The sequence below is a fragment of the uncultured Shimia sp. genome, assembly GCF_947493595.1.
In the GTDB taxonomy this organism is placed as follows: Bacteria; Pseudomonadota; Alphaproteobacteria; order Rhodobacterales; family Rhodobacteraceae; genus Shimia.
In genome coordinates this window covers 30745-48764 of record NZ_CANLRL010000002.1, presented here as the reverse complement: position 1 = coordinate 48764, position 18020 = coordinate 30745, and the positions used below count along the sequence as shown (strand labels likewise).

The window sequence follows — 18020 nt, the reverse complement described above, 5'->3', positions numbered from 1 at the left end:
GCTTTGAAATCGGCGAAATTTACCTCCATATTAGCTGGGAAAACAAAAAACGAATGAGGTGCTTTCATGAAACTTATTTTGATCCCGGCGATGGTTGGTAGTCTGGCTGTTCTGTCCGCTTGCGCGGGTGGTGTGACGGAGAAAGATGTTGGCTGCGCGGGCGCAACCGTGGTTGGTGCCGTGGTTGGGGGTGCCTTGGGCAACCAGCTGGGCGGCGGCTCGGGTAAAGATATCCTGACAGCCGGTGGCGCTGTGGCTGGTGGTGCAGTCGCAAACAACGCGGCAGGCTGCTAAGCGCGTCTGAAGCAGACGAGAGATAGAAAAAAGGCTGGCGCTCATTACAGAGTGCCAGCCTTTTTCTGTTTGCGTGCCAACTTAGAAGTCGAGATTTTCCACGCTCAGCGCGTTTTTCTGAATGAACTCGCGGCGCGGTTCCACCACGTCACCCATCAGCTTGGTGAAGAGGTCATCCGCTTCGGCGATGTCCTCGACCTTCACTTGCAGCAAGGTGCGGGCATCCGGATCCAGCGTGGTTTCCCAAAGCTGATCCGGGTTCATTTCACCCAAGCCCTTGTACCGCTGCAGCGTCAGGCCTTTTTCACCCTCTGCCAGAATGGCGTTCAGGAGGTCCAGCGGGCCGTTGATGATCTGGCTGCGGTCTTTGCGCACCAGTGTTGCGGAGGTGTCGTAGACCTCTTGCAGGCTCTCGGTGAAGCTTCCGGACTTGCGGGCCTCGCCGGACCGCAGCATTGGGCCGTCCAGTGTGCGCACCTCTTCGACACCGCGCAGGATACGGGCCAGTTTGATGCCGTGATCCTGAGTGATACGGCCGGTCCAGCCCCGCTCATATTCGAGTGCAATCAGGTCCAGACGGGCGGCAACCTTGTCGGCCACGCCTTGCAGGTCTGCGTCCACCGCGCCGGGGACAAAGGCGCCCGCGATGGCGGCCTGTTCCAGAATGTGGCGGGGGTAATGGGTTGGGAAGGCGTCCAGCACCTGCTTGAGCTGACGGGCCTCGGTGACAACGCGCGCAAGATCTTGGCCGGTCATCTCTGCACCAGTGCCAAGGCGCAGCACAGCACCTTCGATGCCCTGGTTCACCAGGTAATCGTCCAGTGCCGCCTGGTCTTTCAGATAGACCTCGGACTTGCCCCGCGCCACTTTGTAAAGTGGAGGCTGTGCAATGTAGAGGTGCCCTTTTTCGATCAGCTCTGGCATCTGGCGGTAGAAGAAGGTCAGCAACAGCGTACGAATGTGCGCACCGTCGACATCCGCGTCGGTCATGATCACCACCTTGTGGTAGCGCAGTTTGTCGACGTTAAATTCATCACGGCCAATGCCGGTGCCAAGCGCCATCACCAAGTTGCCAATTTCCTGGCTGCCCAGCATCCGGTCAAAGCGTGCGCGCTCCACGTTCAGGATTTTACCCCGTAGTGGCAGGATGGCCTGGGTTTTCCGGTCCCGCCCAGTTTGAGCTGAGCCACCAGCGGAGTCACCCTCCACCAGGAAGACTTCGGTTTTGGACGGGTCTTTCTCAGAGCAGTCTTTGAGCTTGCCTGCGAGGAAGTTCACATCCATCGCAGTTTTGCGGCGGGTCAATTCGCGCGCCTTGCGGGCTGCTTCGCGGGCGTGGGCTGCTTCCAAAATCTTGGAGACAATCATCTTGGCTGTTTGCGGGTTTTCGCCAAACCACTCTGCCAGTTTTTCCCCCAGCAGGCCTTCAACCGCGGGACGTACCTCGGAACTCACCAGCTTGTCTTTGGTCTGCGAGCTGAACTTCGGGTCCGGCACTTTGACAGACAGCACACAGGTCAAACCTTCGCGCGCATCATCGCCGGTGAAGGTGATCTTTTCCTTTTTGGCGATGCCGCTTTCCTGCGCGTATTTCTGCAAGGTGCGGGTCAGCGCCCCACGGAAACCGGCAATGTGCGTGCCGCCATCGCGCTGTGGGATGTTGTTGGTGAAGGGCAGCACATTCTCGTGGTAGCTGTCATTCCACCACATCGCGACCTCAACGCCAATCTCGTCACGTTCCCCTTTCACATAGACCGGCGCCTCCATCAAAGGCGTCTTGTGACGGTCGATGTATTTCACAAACTCGTTCACACCACCGTCGTAGTAGAGCTCGGTCTTCAGTGGCTCAGCCGGGCGCTCGTCTTCCAGGATGATGCGCACACCGGAGTTCAGGAAGGCCAGCTCGCGCAGGCGTTTCTCGAGTGTTTCAAAGGAATACTCGATGTTGGAAAATGTATCCGTGGAGGCCATGAAGCGCACTTCGGTGCCGGTTGCGTCACCGCAATCCGCCACTTCGCGCAAATGCTCGGTGCAATCGCCATGTTCAAACTTGGCGTAGTGCTCTTTGCCGTTGCGCCAGATGCGCAACTCCAGCCAGACAGACAGGGCGTTCACAACCGACACGCCCACACCGTGCAGACCGCCGGAGACCTTGTAGGAGTTGCTGTCAAACTTACCACCGGCGTGCAGCTGGGTCATGATGACCTCGGCGGCGGACACGCCTTCTTCCGGGTGAATATCCACCGGAATGCCGCGGCCGTTGTCATACACCGAAACCGAACTGTCGGCGTGAATTTTCACCTTCACGTGGTCGGCGTGGTTGGCCAGCGCCTCGTCGATGCCGTTGTCCACAACCTCATACACCATGTGGTGCAGGCCGGAGCCATCATCGGTGTCCCCGATATACATGCCCGGACGCTTGCGCACCGCTTCCAAGCCTTTGAGAACTTTAATGGAATCCGCGCCATATTGCTCGGTATTTTGCGCGTTGTCAGACATACATGTCGCCCTTTTTCATTTGCGAATTTTATATCGGGTTTGGGGGCGGTTGTCACGCAAATGACAAGGATTTTTGTGAAACGATCAGGTTGAGTTAAGCCTTTGAGGACAGGTTGGAAATCCCGGCCTCATCGGTCACTTCCACATATTGTGCGCGATCCCCAAGCGCGTCAAACAGCCCGGCCTCTGTGCCGGTCATCCAGGCCTGTGCCCCAAGGGCGCAGATCTCGTCATAGAGCGCCGCACGTCGGCCTGGATCAAGATGCGCGGCAACCTCATCCAGCAGCAGGATGGGGGCGGCACCAATGTCGTCTTTGAGAGCGCGGGCGTTGGCCAAAATCAGCGATACCAACAGCGCCTTTTGCTCCCCGGTGGAGCAGTCTTTGGCGGGCACGCCCTTCTCGCGGTAGGTGCCAATCATGTCGGTGCGATGTGGTCCCACCAGAGTGCGTCCGGCGGCAATGTCTCGGAACCGGCTCTCGGCCAGCGCCTCCAACAGATCAGCCTCGGTCCGCGGCATCGCGCCGTCTGATTGGATCAACTCCAGTTCAGCCACCGGAAATGCGGTTTGCGCCGCCGCCTGGGCATCCAGCAGCCGTTCGACGCTGGCTTCGCGTGCCTGATGCAGCCGCGCGCCCGCTTCCGCCATTTGGCGTTCCAGCGCGACATACCAATGGGCATCGCTGATCTGTTCTTTCAACAGCCGATTGCGCTCCCGCATTGCCTTTTCATAGGCAAGGCTGGCCTCGGCATGTTCCGGATAGAAGCTGAGCGTCATGCGGTCGAGAAACCGCCGTCGCCCCTCCGCGCCTTCGATCCACAGACGGTCCATTGCGGGGATCAGCCACAACACCCGGCAAATCCGTCCCAGCTGGGTCTGTGGCGCAGCTTTGCTGTCGATCTGCACCTGTCGCGCGGCACCGTTTTCTGACCGCACATCAATTTCGTAGGTTTGATTGGTCGCTTGCAGGAGCCCGGAGAGTTTCCAGCCAATGGCTTCCGGTCGGCGGGTCATCTCTTCGGCACTGGCGCGGCGAATGCCACGGCCCGGTGAAAGCAGCGACACCGCCTCAAGGATGTTGGTCTTGCCCGCGCCATTGGGGCCAAACAAGGCCACAGGACGCGCATCACAGGTGAGCGCGCCCTTTTTGTGGGATCGAAAATGAGACAGGCTCAGGGATTTCAGAAACAGCTCAGACACGGGCCCGGCATTCACTTTCACCAAATATCCCCGCCGGAGGCATCCGCGTCAGCGGATCAAACCCGCATTGGCATGACAACGTAGACCGCGGAAGTGTCGCCACCTTCACGCATCAAGGTCGGGTCGCCAGCGGAGTTGAACATAAACACGGCGTTTTCGCGGTCCACCTGGCTTGCGATTTCCAGCAGGTATTTGGCGTTAAAGCCAATTTCAAGGCGCTCGTCGTTGTAAGCCACAACCAGCTCTTCTTCGGCAGCGCCGCTGTCCGGTGAGTTCACCGACAACACCAGACGGTCTTCATCCAGCTGCAATTTCACTGCGCGAGAGCGTTCCGAGGAAACCGTGGCCACACGGTCCACCGCTTTGGCAAACTCAGAGGCGTCCACTTCCAGCTTACGGGTGTTTCCCTGTGGAATCACCCGGGTGTAGTCTGGGAAAGTGCCGTCGATCACCTTGGAGGTCAGGGTGATATGGGGGGTGGCAAAGCGCACTTTGGTTTCGCTGACTGACACGGCGATTTCCATATCGTCATCGTCCAGCAATTTGCGCAGCTCGCCCACGGTTTTGCGCGGCACAATCACACCGGGCATGTCCGTTGCACTGTCCGGCAGGTCGGTGTCGATGCGCGCCAGACGGTGTCCGTCGGTGGCCACCGCGCGCAGCACTTTGCCGTCTTCGCCATCGGACACATGCAAGTAGACGCCATTCAGGTAGTAACGGGTCTCTTCGGTGGAGATGGCAAACTTGGCTTTGTCAAACAGGCGACGCAGGGCGGGTGCTGACGCCGAGAAGTTGGACGAATATTCTGAGGAGGCCATCACCGGGAAGTCTTCACGCGGCAGGGTGGCCAGCGAGAAGTTGGAGCGGCCGGCTTCCACCGTTAGGCGGCCAGCGGCGCTGTCGTCTGTCAGGGTGACCAGGGCTCCATCTGGCAGTTTGCGCACAATCTCATGCAGGGTGGTGGCAGCTACGGTTGTGGCACCGGCGCGTTCCACCATGGCGTTGGCTTTGTCCACCACTTCGATGTCCAGGTCCGTGGCGCGGAATTGCACGGTGTCGCCTTCGGCTTCGATCAGCACGTTGGCAAGGATTGGAATGGTGTTGCGGCGTTCCACAACAGACTGCGCTTGGCTCACTGCTTTCAGCAGCACGGCGCGTTCAATACTGATTTTCATCCCATCAACCTCCGATTACCGGGACAGGCACCTTATCGAGGTGGTCACACGGTACAAGTCTTTTCCTAGGTTTGTCTGTGAAGTCGCAAGGAGCGTCAAGCGCCAAGCGACCAAAAGAAAACACCGCGCCCAGTGGACGCGGCGTTTTGGTCACGTTTGCGGTCAAAAAGCTTAGGCTTCGAGGGTGCGACGCAGCAATTCGAGGTCTTCGGCGATCTGCCCGTCAGAATTACGCAGCTCTTCAATGCGGCGCACACCATGCATGACCGTGGTGTGGTCACGTCCGCCAAATCGGCGCCCGATTTCCGGCAAAGACCGTGAGGTCAGCTGTTTGCAGAGGTACATCGCGACCTGACGCGGACGGGCAAAGGTGCGCACGCGCTTGGGGCCAATCATGTCAGACAGGCGGATGTTGTAGTGCTCTGCCACCTTGCGCTGGATCTCTTCGACGGAGACTTTGCGTTCAGAGGCGCGCAGCACGTCGGACAGGCAGTCCTGCGTCAATTCCATGGTGATTTCACGCCCAACCAGCGATGCGAAAGCAAACAGGCGGGTCAACGCACCTTCAAGCACGCGCACGTTGGTGGAGATGCGGTGAGCCAGGAATTCCAACACACCATCCTGAAGTTGCAGCTCAGGATACTGCTCGCGGTAAGTGTCTACCTTGTTTTGTAGAATGCCAAGCCGCAGTTCGTAATCGGTTGGGTGCAGGTCTACCACCAGACCACATTGCAGACGGCTCTTGATGCGGTCTTCGAGATCTTTGATTTCGCCTGGCGCACGGTCGGCCGAAATGATGATTTGTTTGTTTTGGTCCACCAGCGCGTTGAAGGTGTGGAAGAACTCTTCCTGAGTGCTGTCTTTGCCGGCGATGAATTGGACGTCGTCCACCATCAGCACATCGACGGAGCGGAACAGCTCTTTGAAGTCCATCATCTTGCGGTCGCGCAGGGCTTGCACAAAGCGGTACATGAATTGTTCGGCAGAAAGATACAAGACATTCAGGTCGGGGCGCTGCGCCTGAAGCTCCCAGGCAATGGCGTGCATCAAGTGGGTTTTACCAAGGCCCACGCCGCCATACAGAAACAGCGGGTTGAAGGTCACTGGGCCACCTTCGCCCACACGGCGCGCGGCGGCATTCGCCAACTCGTTTGGTTTGCCGACAACAAAGCTGTCAAAGGTGAAACGTGCATCCAGCGGCGCGCCGGTCATGCCCGCATCATTGCTTTCTGTCGCAGCGGCCACGGCAGGTGCGGCGGCGGCGCTGACTTTTTTCACGCTGGCCGCAGGTGCGGGGCGGTGGGCGGAAGTCTTGGTCGCCACTTTGAACTGCATGCGCTGCACGTCGGCGCCGTTTTGGTTCATCTGATGCAAAATCAGGTCGCCATAATTTTGCGACACGTAATTGCCGATAAAATTGGTCGGCACATGAAAGGTGGCGACGCCATCTTTCAGCTCTGAAAAATTGACAGGCTCAATCCAGGTTTTGAAGTTATTTTGACCCACAGTTTTGAGTAGGTCTTGTCGGATGGTGCCCCATGTGTCGTCAGTCATCTGTCCCCGTTTTCCTTCACACGTCTTAGTCGCCGGACTGTGCCCGGTCTCTGCCTTTGTCCCGCGATCCATATCTGCCTCGGTGCCGAAAACGGCCAAAACACCAAGCAATAAGCGACCCTTCCGGAGGTCCCTATTCTCCGGTCGCAAAAGCTATCTGTGCGCAGATGCGCAGTTTTGTGGAACAGGTGAACACCCCGGACACAACCACCACCGCGCTCCCAAAAACGCGGTCTGTCTAGTCACCCAGTATGGCCAAGCCACCGTATGTCGGCGTCTGTTCCCCCCAAGGCGAAATGAATCGCTGAGTGAACCTAGCAAGCAGGTGCCAAAGCGGGCAACTGAACTTCGATCTTGACTCAGGCATTCCCCAAAAAGAATCTATCCACAGGCATGTAAGTCTTTGTATTAAAGTGATTTTATTATTATTTTTGATCCATTCTAAGGCGAGGCTTACACAGGGATATCCCCCAGTGATGTGAATTGGAAAATGGCTTGGACTCGGCTCTGAAACCCCGATTTTGTCTGGCTTTAACTGTGGGGGGCCACATATGGTTGTTGCGTCGCTGCCACAGGTGTTTGCTGAGCCGCGTGTCAGAAAAAAGGAATCGCTCACAGGCTTTGCTCGACTCACCTGCGCGATTTTGACCGCCCTGTTTGATCTGCTCTGCACGGGATCAGATCCGACCCTTGCCTGCGGCGCGGGGGGCGTGCATTAACAGGCCGATGGCAAAGCAACTTGATTATCATACCATCCGGGAGATCTTCACCCGGTTTGAGGCCGCCGAAGCCGAACCGGTGGGAGAGCTGGATCACGTCAACGTCTATACGTTGGTGGTGGCCGTGGCCCTGTCGGCGCAGGCGACGGATGTGGGCGTGAACCGCGCCACCAAAGAGCTGTTCAAAATCGCGGATACCCCGCAGAAGATGTTGGATCTGGGCGAGGAGGCGGTGATTGACCACATCAAGACCATCGGCCTCTATCGCAACAAAGCCAAAAACGTGATCAAGCTCAGCCGCATCCTTGTGGATGACTACGGCGGTGAAGTGCCCAACTCCCGCGCAGCGCTGGAAAGCCTGCCGGGTGTGGGGCGCAAGACTGCCAATGTGGTGCTTAACATGTGGTGGCGTTATCCGGCGCAGGCCGTGGACACGCATATCTTCCGGTTTGGCAACCGCTCAGGCGTTTGCCCCGGCAAAGATGTGGTGGCGGTAGAACGCGCCATCGAAGACCAAATTCCCGTGGATTTCCAACTCCACGCCCATCACTGGATGATCCTGCACGGCCGCTATGTGTGCAAAGCACGCAAACCCCTGTGTGGCACCTGTCTCATCCGCGATCTCTGCCTATTTGAGGACAAAAACCTATGACCCAATACCAAGTGGTTGGCATCGGCAACGCTGTTGTGGACGTGATCAGCCAATCTGACGACAGTTTTCTGGACCTGATGGGCATTCAGAAAGGCATCATGCAGCTGGTTGAGAAAGAACGCGGCGAAATGCTTTATGCCGGTATGACCAACCGCAAACAGGCGCCGGGCGGCTCGGTGGCCAACACATTGGCCGGCCTTGGTGCGCTTGGGTTGTCGACCGGCTTTATCGGACGCGTGAGCAACGATGCGCTGGGACAGTTTTATGCCAATGAAATGCAGGCCGACGGCACTGACTTTGTGAATCCGCTGGTGGACGGTGACGAGCTGCCCACGTCGCGTTCGATGATCTTTGTCTCCCCGGATGGCGAGCGGTCGATGAACACCTATCTGGGCATCTCGTCTGAAGTGGGTCCGGACGATGTCTCCGATGGCGTCGCCGGCAAGGCGCAGCTGCTTTTCCTTGAAGGTTACCTCTATGACAAACCCAAAGGCAAAGCCGCCTTTGAGCGGGCTGCAAAGCTCTGCCAGGAGGGCGGCGGCAAAGCAGGCATTGCCCTGTCTGACCCTTTCTGCGTCGAACGTCACCGCGACGATTTCCGCCGCTTGGTGAAAGAACTCGATTTTGTGATTGGCAATGAACACGAGTGGCAATCGCTCTATCAAACCGATCTGAGCGCCGCGCTTGAGCAGGCCGCGCAGGACTGTGGCATGGTGGTGTGCACCCGCTCAGGTCACGACGTGGTGCTGCTTTCCGGTGATGAAGAGGCCACAGTGCCCGTTAATGAAATTGTGCCGGTGGATGCCACTGGCGCTGGCGATCAATTTGCCTGTGGGTTCCTCTACGGTGTGGCCACTGGCCAGTCACTGGAAGTGTCGGGAAAAATGGGCTGCATCGCTGCGGCGGAAGTGATCAGCCACTATGGTGCACGGCCTGAAACGGACATCAAAGCGCTGTTTCAGAAAGCTGGGCTGATAGGCTGACGCACTTGCACCACGACCTGTGTTGGAGGCACCCGTGGGAGCCTCCGGCGGGGATATTTGTCGACCATGAATGAGTGTCTTGGGAGCGCTCCGCTCGCCACGCCGGTCGACACTGCGCGATGCTTACGTCTTGAGCGGAGCGCCATTCACAGTCACGGCCATCGGCTTCCCAGCCTGTACCGCTTAGGTAGAATACCCTCTGGGTGGTTAATTTGCCGTTAACCACCATTCACTGTCCGTAAGTATCCCCGGGTGAATTGGGCCTGTGGCCCAAGAGGGGCTGGCCCCTGCTATCGCAACGACGCCAGCGCCATTTCCGCCAGTTGCGCGCTGAGATCACGTATAAAGCTGTCTGGCTCGTCTGCGCGCGGGTGATACCAAAACACTGGGGCGTTGATCAGAAGCAGCAGAGACTGCAGGGCGATGGAAGTGTTTTGCGCGCGGAAGCTGCCGTCTTGCATGCCTGTTTGCAGTACATCTCGAAACAGGGTTTCGTATGCCTTTCGCTCTAGTTGGATTTGCGCAAACAGTTCGCGCTCCAAGGCTGTGGTCGATTTCTGCTGCACGCCGACATAGGACTGAATGATCACCTTGTGGTAGGGCAGCGTGCGCAGGACCTCGGGAATATGGGTCAGGATCATCTGCCGTAAGTTCTCTTCTGGAGCGGCGTCCGGGGTGATCACCGGCGGCACTCTTTGCAGCACAAAATCTGCCGCGCGCAGGCAGACTTCGGCCAGGAGCACGCCTTTGGAGGGGAAGTGGTGGTAAATCCGTCCCTTCGTGGACCCAAGCTGGCGTGCAACGTCGTCGATAGAAGCGGTGTCCGCTCCCAACCGCATAAACACCTCGGCAGCGGCGTCCAGAATCTCGGCTTTTGAGGCACTCATCGCTGTCAATTTGGTGTCCGCCATGGGGCCTCACAGGATCCGATTAACGCAACGTCGCGCAGTTCGCCTCCGTTGACAGCATACTCAGTAGTATGTTTGCCTCACAGGTGCAATCTCCGACCCAATGGGCGGAGGCCTTGGGAGGGGCGTTTGCATGGAGATCGACACATTCCGCAGCGAAACCCGCGCGTGGCTGGAGGCCAATTGCCCTGCGGACATGCGCACGCCAATGGGCGAGGATGACATCTGTTGGGGCGGGCGCAAGTTTGTGTTTCGCTCGCCTGCGCAAAAGCAGTGGTTGGAGGTCATGGCCGCCAAGGGTTGGACGGTGCCAGCCTGGCCCAAAGCCTACGGCGGTGGCGGTCTGAGTGGGGATGAGCAAAAGGTCCTGACCGAGGAGATGCAGCGCATCAATGCGCGGCCGCCCCTACAAAGCTTTGGCATCTGGATGCTGGGGCCGGCCTTGTTGCAGTTCGGCTCTGAAGAACAGAAGCGCCACTACCTGCCCCAAATTGCACGCGGTGAAATCCGCTGGTGTCAGGGATACTCTGAGCCCGGCGCAGGCTCCGATCTGGCGGGGTTGCAGACCAAGGGCGTGGATACTGGAGACCACTTTGAGGTCACAGGGCAGAAAATTTGGACCTCTTATGCCGACAAGGCCGATTGGATTTTCTGCCTTGTACGAACGGAGCCGGATGAGAAGAAACACACCGGGATTTCTTTCCTGCTTTTTGACATGGATAGCGCGGGCGTTTCGACCAAACCCATCAAGCTGATTTCTGGTGCCTCGCCATTTTGCGAGACCTTCTTTGATGCTGTGAAAGTGCCCAAAGATCAGATTGTGGGCGCACGCGGGCAAGGCTGGACCATCGCCAAATACTTGCTGACCCATGAGCGGGAAATGATTGGCGCGGCGGACTCGGCGCTTTTTGCCAAGTCGGACATCGCGGCGGATGCGATGTCTGCGATTGGTTTGGATGACACCGGTCGGTTGGATGATCCCATGCTGCGCGCGGAGCTGGGACAGTTTCTGGTAGATGAAATCTGTTTTGACACACATCTGGACATGACTGGCACCTACATGCGCGCAGGACATGAATTGGGCGCGCGGTCGGCTGAACTCAAGTACCTCGGGACGGAGTTGAATAAACGCCGCCAAAGTCTGCGTGTGGCGGCAGGCGGTAGTGACGATCTGGTCTGGGAGGGCGCGGCCAATGATGCGGGGCAGGCGGCCAAAGACTGGCTGCGCTCCAAGGCCAATAGCATCGAAGGCGGCACATCTGAGGTGATGTTGTCGATCCTGTCCAAAGCCGTTTTGAAATTGCCGGGGTAGATGCGCATGGAACTCTTGAGCGAAGACCAACAGCTGATTGCCGACTCTGCGGCGGGGTTTTTGCGCGATGGGCATGGCATTGCCGCGTTCCGCGCGTTGAGAGAGGCAGGCGAAGATGCCAACAGCGCGATTCTGGGTGAACTGGCCGAGATGGGCTGGATGGGGATTGTGCTCCCAGAGGCCCTCGGAGGCGTTGGACTCGGTTACCGTGCAGCGGGTCTAATTGTCGAAGAACTGGGGCGTCATTTGACGGTCAGCCCGTTTGTGTCTTCGGCTATCTTAGCCGGCACCGCGCTGGCTTCGGCTGGTGGCGACATGGCCCAAAACTGGGCGCCTAGAATTGCCACCGGTGACGCCGTGGTTGCGCTGGCGATGGATGAAGCGGTCAAACACCGTCCCGAACGTATTGCCACGACAGTTTCAGGCGCGTCTGGTGCATTGACGCTAACTGGCCGCAAAACATTCGTGGTCGATGGCGGGATTGCGGATCGTTTGATCGTGACCGCCAAGCGCGGGGATGACCTATGTTTGGTGCTGTGTGATCCCCAAGCGGCAGGCGTTTCGCGTACGCCGCAAGTGATGCTGGACCATCGCAACGCGGCCACTGTGATCTTTGAAGATGTAGCAATTGCTGAGGCTGATATTCTTGCGCAGGGGGCTACTGCAGAAGACGTCTTGGCAAAGACACTGGCGGCGGGCCGCGCGATTGCGGCGGCGGAGCAGCTCGGAGTCGCCAAGGCAGCGGCTGAGCAGACCTATGACTATCTGCGCACCCGCAAGCAGTTTGGCGTTTTGATTGGACAGTTTCAGTCGCTGCAACACCGGACGGCAGATCTTTATTGCGAATTGGCGCAGGTTTCCTCGTTGATTGCGTCGGCGTTGAACGCGTTGGATGAAGGCAGTGCTGAGGTCGAAACCTTGACCCGTGCAGCCAAGGCCAAGATGGCGCGGGTTGGGCGGCAGGCCACGGAAGAGGGCGTGCAGATGCATGGCGGCATTGGCATGACCGATGAGATGGATCTTGGCCTGTTCATGAAACGCGACCGCGCATTGACCGAGTTTTTGGGTGATGCGGGCTATCACACTGAGTGGATTTTGCGGCAGCGCGGCATCTAGTCAGGGTTGAATGGATTTAACGTACGACAGCGTATGGAAAAGGAAAGGTGACGTAACGGAGCTTTGCGCAAGCGGGGGAATGGAGACTTGACGCAAAAGACTTCGCTCCGAAGACTGAGCATAGAAAAAGCCGGTCCTAACCGGCACGGGAGGATACTTTGGAAGTTGTGCAACTGCTCGTCAGCGGGCTTGCGAATGGCTGTGTCTACGGCTTGATCGCGCTTGGCTTCGTGCTGATCTACAAGGCGACCGAACAGGTGAATTTCGCCCAGGGCGATTTCATGATGCTCGGCGCCTTTGTGTGTTTGGGGCTGACAAACGCCCACTATGTGGGGTTGCCGTTCTGGGTTGCTGCACCTTTGTCGATCGCCATTATGGCGGTGCTGGGCTATTTGCTCGACTTCTTTGTGCTGCGCCACTTGTTTGGCCAAAGTCAGACGGCGGTGGTGATCCTCACCATCGCATTGGGCTTTGTCATCCGCTTTGTGGCCGGTGTGATCTGGAGCCATGAGCCGCAAACGCTGGAAAGCCCACTGGCGATTGGCGACTTCAACATCGGTGGTGTGGTGTTGGGCATGGCGGACATTGCGGTGATTGTTGTGACCGTGTTGCTCACCTACTTCCTCTATCAGTTCTTCCAGCGCACTAAGCTTGGTTTGGCGATGCAGGCTGCAAGTCAGAACCAGATGGCAGCTTACTTCATGGGCATTCCGGTAAAACGCGTGCAGGGCATGATCTGGGGGCTCTCCGGGGCTGTCGCGGCGGTGGCGGGTATTCTTTTTGCCTCGAAAGGCGCAATTGACCCCAACGCAGGACTTCTGGGCATCAAGGCTTTTGCCGCGGCTGTGATCGGCGGGTTTGGCTCTTTGCCCGGTGCGCTGATGGGCGGGCTGATTGTTGGCGTGATCGAACCTTTTGCCTCTCGCTACTTCCCGGCAGGCTATAGCCAGATCGCACCCTACACGCTGCTGCTGTTTGTGTTGGTGTTCCGCCCGCATGGCCTGTTCTCGCAGGTCCGGATCAAGAAGGTCTGAGCGATGCGGATACATTTCAAAACCTCCTACGAACACGACATCCGGCTCTTTCCCGACTGGTGGAGCTTCTTTGTCTATGCAACGCTTATTGTGATCGCGGTGGCCCTACCGTGGCTAATGGATGACTTCTTCCTCGGTGAAGTCACCAACGTTCTGATCTGGGCCATCGCGGGCCTAGGCCTAATGCTTTTGACCGGACAAACCGGCCAGGCCAGCCTTGGCCACGCGGCCTTTTTGGCGCTGGGTTGCTATTCCTGCATCATCTTCATGGAGCAGGGCTGGCCCTTCCTGATTGCCTTTCCGGCGGCAGGCATCCTGACCGGTGTGGTGGGCACCATCATCGCAATCCCCGCGATCCGCCTGCACGGTATCTACCTCGCCATTGCGACCATCGCGCTGTCCATTCTAGCCGACGACATCATTGTGCTGATGGAGCCGATCACCGATGGCGTGTCGGGCAAGTTTGCTCCGATGATCACTATCTTTGGCATTGAGATCGAGCGCTGGACCACGCCGGATCGTTTCTATTGGCTGGTGTTGGCCGTCACGATTCTCTGCACGCTTGCCTATCGCAACCTGCTGCGCTCGCCCTTGGGGCGGGCCATGGCGGCGGTGCGAGACAGTGAAGTTTCAGCCACCGCCATGGGGGTGCATATCGCGCGCACCAAAGCGGCGGCTTTTGGCATCTCCTGTGCGATCACCGGTTTGGCAGGCGCGCTCATGGGTTTTTATGCTGGTGCGTTCAACAACGAGACCTTCTCCATCGTGATCTCCATCACCCTTCTGATGATGATTGTGATTGGCGGTCTGGGTTCGATCCACGGGGCATTTTTTGGCGCGGTGGTGGTGGCCTTCCTGCCGCAGTTCCTGTCGATGACCAAAGACCTGATCGGCGGCGGCTCCGTGGCCATTCCGGGTCTGGAAACCGGCGTCTTTGGTATGATCCTGATCCTCTTCATCCTGTTTGAGCCGATGGGTATCTACGGCCGTTGGATGAAAATCCGCATCTGGTTTGAGCTCTTCCCCTTTGCGCGCAAAGACATGTTCAAGCGCCAGAAGAGCTACCTGAAGACGGAGCGTTTGAGATGAGCAATCTGCTGGAAATCAACAACGCGACGCTCAAGTTTGGTGGCGTGGTTGCGGTGAATGATCTGACGTTTTCGGTTGAGGAAGGCGAGGTCTACGCCATCGTCGGCCCCAACGGCGCGGGGAAATCGACGGTCTTCAATCTGATCTCGCGGTTTTATAATCCCTACGCCGGCTCGATCACCTTTGACGGCCATAACCTTTTGGATCGCAACGCGGATTCCGTGGCCGATCTTGGCATCGCACGTACCTTTCAAAATATCGAGCTGTTTGACCATGCCACAGTGTTGCAGAACCTGCTGGTCGGACGGCATCGCCATCGCACTACGAACTTGGTGCAGGAGATGTTGTTCACGCCCAAAGTGCGGCAGGAAGAAAAACGTCATCGGGAGGCTGTTGAAGAGGTCATCGATTTTCTCGACCTTCAGCCCTACCGCGACAAGATGATCGCCGGGCTGCCTTATGGGGTGCGCAAGGTGGTGGAACTGGGCCGTGCGCTGGCGTCTGGGCCGCGGCTTTTGCTGTTGGATGAACCGGCTTCCGGTCTGTCCGTTGAGGAAACGCAGGACATGCGCTGGTGGATTGATGACATCCGCAAACAGATGGGCATCACCGTTTTGATGGTGGAGCACGACATGGGGCTGGTCTCGGGCGTGTCCGACCGTGTTCTGGCGCTGGCCGATGGGGCCAAGCTGGCCGAAGGCACACCGCAGCAGGTGCAATCTGATCCGGCGGTGATTGAGGCCTACCTTGGCGCGGGGGCAGCGTGATGGGCGAAACAGTGCTTGATATCAAGAACATAGAGAGCTTCTACGGCCCAATCATGGCTATTCGCGGCGTGTCGTTGAAGGTGGAAAAAGGCCAGGTGGTGACCGTGCTGGGCGCCAATGGCGCGGGCAAGTCGACTCTGCTCAAAACCATCTCCGGCATCATGGACCCTGAAAAGGGCCAGGTGGTGTTTGAGGGCCGGGAAATCCAAGGCATGGAGCCGCACAAAGTGGTGGGCCAAGGCATCGTGCATGTGCCCGAAGGTCGCGAGGTGTTTCCGCTTCTGACGGTGGGTGAAAACCTCTCGCTGGGGGCATATACCCGCAGCGACAAGGCGGAGATCGAGAAAGACCGGCAGATGGTCTTTGATTATTTCCCCATCCTTGCCGAACGGCGTCACCAAGAGGCCGGCACCTTGTCTGGTGGGCAACAACAGATGCTCGCCATTGGGCGCGGTCTGATGCTGCGGCCCAAAATCATGTTGTTGGATGAGCCATCGCTCGGCCTGTCGCCTCTGTTGGTTCAGGAGATTTTTGCGATCCTCAAACGCCTGAACAAAGACGAAGGTGTGACCATGATGCTGGTAGAGCAAAACGCTAAAGTGGCATTGGACCTCGCTGATGTAGGTTATGTGATGGAAGTTGGCCGGATCGTGATGGACGACACCGCCGAGCGCCTGATGGAAAGCGAGGACATCAAAGCCTTTTACCTCGGGCATCAGGAGACCGGCGCGCGCGGTGAGCGACGCTGGAAACGCAAGAAAACGTGGCGATAAGGGGAGGCAGGATCATGAACATTCAAAGCACAACCCAGCCGCCTGAGCAGATTGAAATCAACGGCGTGATTGTCTCTGCGACGCCGGGGCAGAAACCTGCGCTGGTGGACGGTTGTGATACGGTTGTGGGCCTGTTTCAAAAACGGTGTGAGCAGCTGCGCGACCGCACTGCGCACCGTGAAAAAGACCTGGGCATTTGGCAAAGCTATTCCTGGGCCGACTACTGGAACCACGCCAAATGGATTGGCCTTGGCCTGCGCGCCTTGGGGCTGGAACGGGGGGAAGTGGTCTCGATTCTCGCGGAAGACCGCAAGGAATGGCTCTATGCAGACATGGGCATCCAATGTGTCGGCGGCATTGCTTCTGGCGTTTACACCACCGATAGCGCCAGTCAGTTGGAGTACCTGCTACGCGACAGCGGCAGTCGCTTTCTGTTTGTGGAAAACGATGAGCAGCTCGACAAATTTCTGGAGATCGAGGACCAGGCCAGCCATGTGGTGAAGGTCATCATCTTGGACCAAGACGGCCTGCATGACCTGCGCCATGACAAATGTGTGTTTCTCGATGAGCTTTATGAAACCGGGCGTGCCTATGAGGCCGAAAACCACGGGGTCTTTGAAGAAGAAATTAAAAAGGCCAAGCCAGAAGACACTGGCCTGCTGATTTACACCTCCGGCACCACCGGCATGCCCAAAGGCGCAATGCTGTCTCAGGAAAACGTGATTGCCGCCTGTGTGTCCGGCGCTCATGCGTTGCCAACCATGGACAAGGATGAACAGCTCTGTTTCTTGCCGCTCTGCCATATCCTAGAACGCAACGTGTCCGCCTATTTCCCGATCGCGGGCAAATCCACGGTGAATTTTGCCGAAAGCACAGAGACGGTTTTTGACAACCTGCAAGAAATCTCGCCCGCGCATTTCACCGCCGTGCCGCGGGTGTGGGAGAAGATCTACTCCCGCGTGCTGGTGTTGGCGCAGGAAGCCACGCCGATTGGGCGGTTGTGTTTCAACCTCGCGGTCAAGGCGGGGCTCAAGCGGGCGGACTACCTGTTGGAACGCAAACCTGTGCCTACAGGTGTGCAGCTCAATTACGCGCTCTGGGATTTCCTTGTGTTGCGCAACCTGCGCCGAATGTTGGGTATGGACAAAATGCGCCGGGGCGGCACAGGCGCGGCCCCGATCAGCCCGGAATTGATCCGCTGGTATTGGGCGATTGGTGTGCAGCTTCTCGAAGGCTACGGCATGACCGAAAACGCCGGGCTCGCCTCAATCAACCTGCCGGACGACAACAAGCTGGGCAGCGTGGGCAAAGCCGTGCCGGGCTTTCAGGTGCGCATTGCAGAGGACGGCGAAATTCAGACCTTTGGGTTGAACAACTTCCAAGGCTACTGGCGCAATAATGAGAAAACGGCGGAGACCTTCACCGAGGATGGTTGGCTGCGCACCGGTGACGTGGGCAAGCTGGACGAAGACGGTTTTGTCACCATCACCGGGCGTCTCAAGGACATCATCATCACCGCTGGCGGTAAAAACATCACCCCGGCGGAGATCGAAAGCCGTCTGAAATTCAGCCACTATATTTCTGATGCGGTGGTGATTGGGGACGCACGCAAATATCTGACCTGCCTGATTATGATCGATCAGGAAAATGTGGAGAAATACGCCCAGGACCGCAAAGTGCCGTTCTCGGATTTTGCCTCGCTCTGTGCCGCTCAAGATGTGGTGGACCTTATCAAAGGTGAGGTGGACGATGTGAACAAGGAGTTCGCGCGGGTGGAACAGATCAAGGAATTCCGCCTGATCAACGTCTTGCTGACGGCGGAGGATGAAGAATTAACCGCGACCATGAAGCTCAAGCGCAGCTTTGTGGAGAAGAAACACGCGGGACTCATAGAGGAAATGTACTAAGCTCAAAATCATGTGGCCCCAGACCACACTTCAAACG

General features: G+C 57.8%; 15 protein-coding genes. 10 read left to right on the top strand and 5 right to left on the bottom strand.

Annotated features, from left to right (window positions below):
- The first annotated feature begins 66 nt into the window (after positions 1–66).
- Positions 67–294 carry a glycine zipper 2TM domain-containing protein gene (locus Q0955_RS05835; RefSeq protein ID WP_299421202.1) on the top strand — a complete coding sequence of 76 codons (228 nt, stop codon included), beginning with the start codon at positions 67–69 and terminating at the stop codon, positions 292–294.
- 81 nt (positions 295–375) lie between these two features.
- Here the strand turns inward: Q0955_RS05835 and gyrB are convergent, their stop codons facing one another.
- The 4 genes from gyrB to dnaA all read right to left on the bottom strand — a co-directional run bounded on the left by gyrB (position 376) and on the right by dnaA (position 6723).
- Complete coding sequence (gyrB, locus tag Q0955_RS05830) at positions 376–2793, bottom strand: DNA topoisomerase (ATP-hydrolyzing) subunit B (RefSeq protein ID WP_299421200.1); 2418 nt, start codon at positions 2791–2793, stop codon at positions 376–378.
- Between the two features lie 94 nt (positions 2794–2887).
- On the bottom strand, positions 2888–4015 hold the full coding sequence (gene recF, locus Q0955_RS05825; protein WP_299421197.1) for a DNA replication/repair protein RecF: 1128 nt from the start codon (positions 4013–4015) through the stop codon (positions 2888–2890).
- A gap of 35 nt (positions 4016–4050) precedes the next feature.
- Positions 4051–5169 carry a DNA polymerase III subunit beta gene (gene dnaN, locus Q0955_RS05820; protein ID WP_299421195.1) on the bottom strand — a complete coding sequence of 373 codons (1119 nt, stop codon included), beginning with the start codon at positions 5167–5169 and terminating at the stop codon, positions 4051–4053.
- Positions 5170–5340: 171 nt separating this feature from the next.
- On the bottom strand, positions 5341–6723 hold the full coding sequence (gene dnaA, locus Q0955_RS05815; RefSeq protein ID WP_299421192.1) for a chromosomal replication initiator protein DnaA: 1383 nt from the start codon (positions 6721–6723) through the stop codon (positions 5341–5343).
- Between the two features lie 726 nt (positions 6724–7449).
- On the opposite strand from dnaA, the gene nth reads away from it, so the two are divergent.
- Positions 7450–8094, top strand: a complete 645-nt coding sequence (nth, locus tag Q0955_RS05810; protein ID WP_299421190.1) for an endonuclease III — start codon at positions 7450–7452, stop codon at positions 8092–8094.
- Positions 8091–9077, top strand: a complete 987-nt coding sequence (locus Q0955_RS05805) for an adenosine kinase (protein WP_299421187.1) — start codon at positions 8091–8093, stop codon at positions 9075–9077. Before nth ends, Q0955_RS05805 begins: the two co-directional genes overlap by 4 nt.
- A gap of 290 nt (positions 9078–9367) precedes the next feature.
- Here Q0955_RS05805 and Q0955_RS05800 read toward each other — a convergent pair whose 3' ends face one another.
- Complete coding sequence (locus tag Q0955_RS05800) at positions 9368–9988, bottom strand: TetR/AcrR family transcriptional regulator (protein ID WP_299421186.1); 621 nt, start codon at positions 9986–9988, stop codon at positions 9368–9370.
- Between the two features lie 130 nt (positions 9989–10118).
- Here Q0955_RS05800 and Q0955_RS05795 point away from each other — a divergent pair, with 130 nt between their 5' ends.
- From Q0955_RS05795 to Q0955_RS05765, 7 genes are all read left to right on the top strand, one after another.
- Complete coding sequence (locus tag Q0955_RS05795) at positions 10119–11297, top strand: acyl-CoA dehydrogenase family protein (RefSeq protein WP_299421183.1); 1179 nt, start codon at positions 10119–10121, stop codon at positions 11295–11297.
- On the top strand, positions 11298–12413 hold the full coding sequence (locus Q0955_RS05790) for an acyl-CoA dehydrogenase family protein (RefSeq protein WP_299421179.1): 1116 nt from the start codon (positions 11298–11300) through the stop codon (positions 12411–12413).
- A 158-nt stretch (positions 12414–12571) separates the two neighbouring features.
- The gene (locus Q0955_RS05785; RefSeq protein ID WP_299421178.1) at positions 12572–13447 is read left to right on the top strand and encodes a branched-chain amino acid ABC transporter permease; all 876 of its coding nucleotides are present in this window, start codon (positions 12572–12574) and stop codon (positions 13445–13447) included.
- Between the two features lie 3 nt (positions 13448–13450).
- Positions 13451–14536, top strand: coding sequence for a branched-chain amino acid ABC transporter permease (locus Q0955_RS05780; protein ID WP_168591117.1), 1086 nt, complete (start codon positions 13451–13453; stop codon positions 14534–14536).
- Entirely contained in the window at positions 14533–15303 is a 771-nt protein-coding gene (locus Q0955_RS05775) for an ABC transporter ATP-binding protein (protein WP_299421174.1), read from the top strand. Before Q0955_RS05780 ends, Q0955_RS05775 begins: the two co-directional genes overlap by 4 nt.
- Positions 15303–16076, top strand: a complete 774-nt coding sequence (locus Q0955_RS05770) for an ABC transporter ATP-binding protein (RefSeq protein WP_299421171.1) — start codon at positions 15303–15305, stop codon at positions 16074–16076. The genes Q0955_RS05775 and Q0955_RS05770 overlap by 1 nt, the downstream gene beginning before the upstream one ends.
- A gap of 14 nt (positions 16077–16090) precedes the next feature.
- Positions 16091–17983: a long-chain fatty acid--CoA ligase gene (locus Q0955_RS05765; protein WP_299421168.1), complete on the top strand. Its 1893-nt coding sequence runs from the start codon at positions 16091–16093 to the stop codon at positions 17981–17983.
- The last annotated feature ends 37 nt before the right edge of the window (positions 17984–18020 follow it).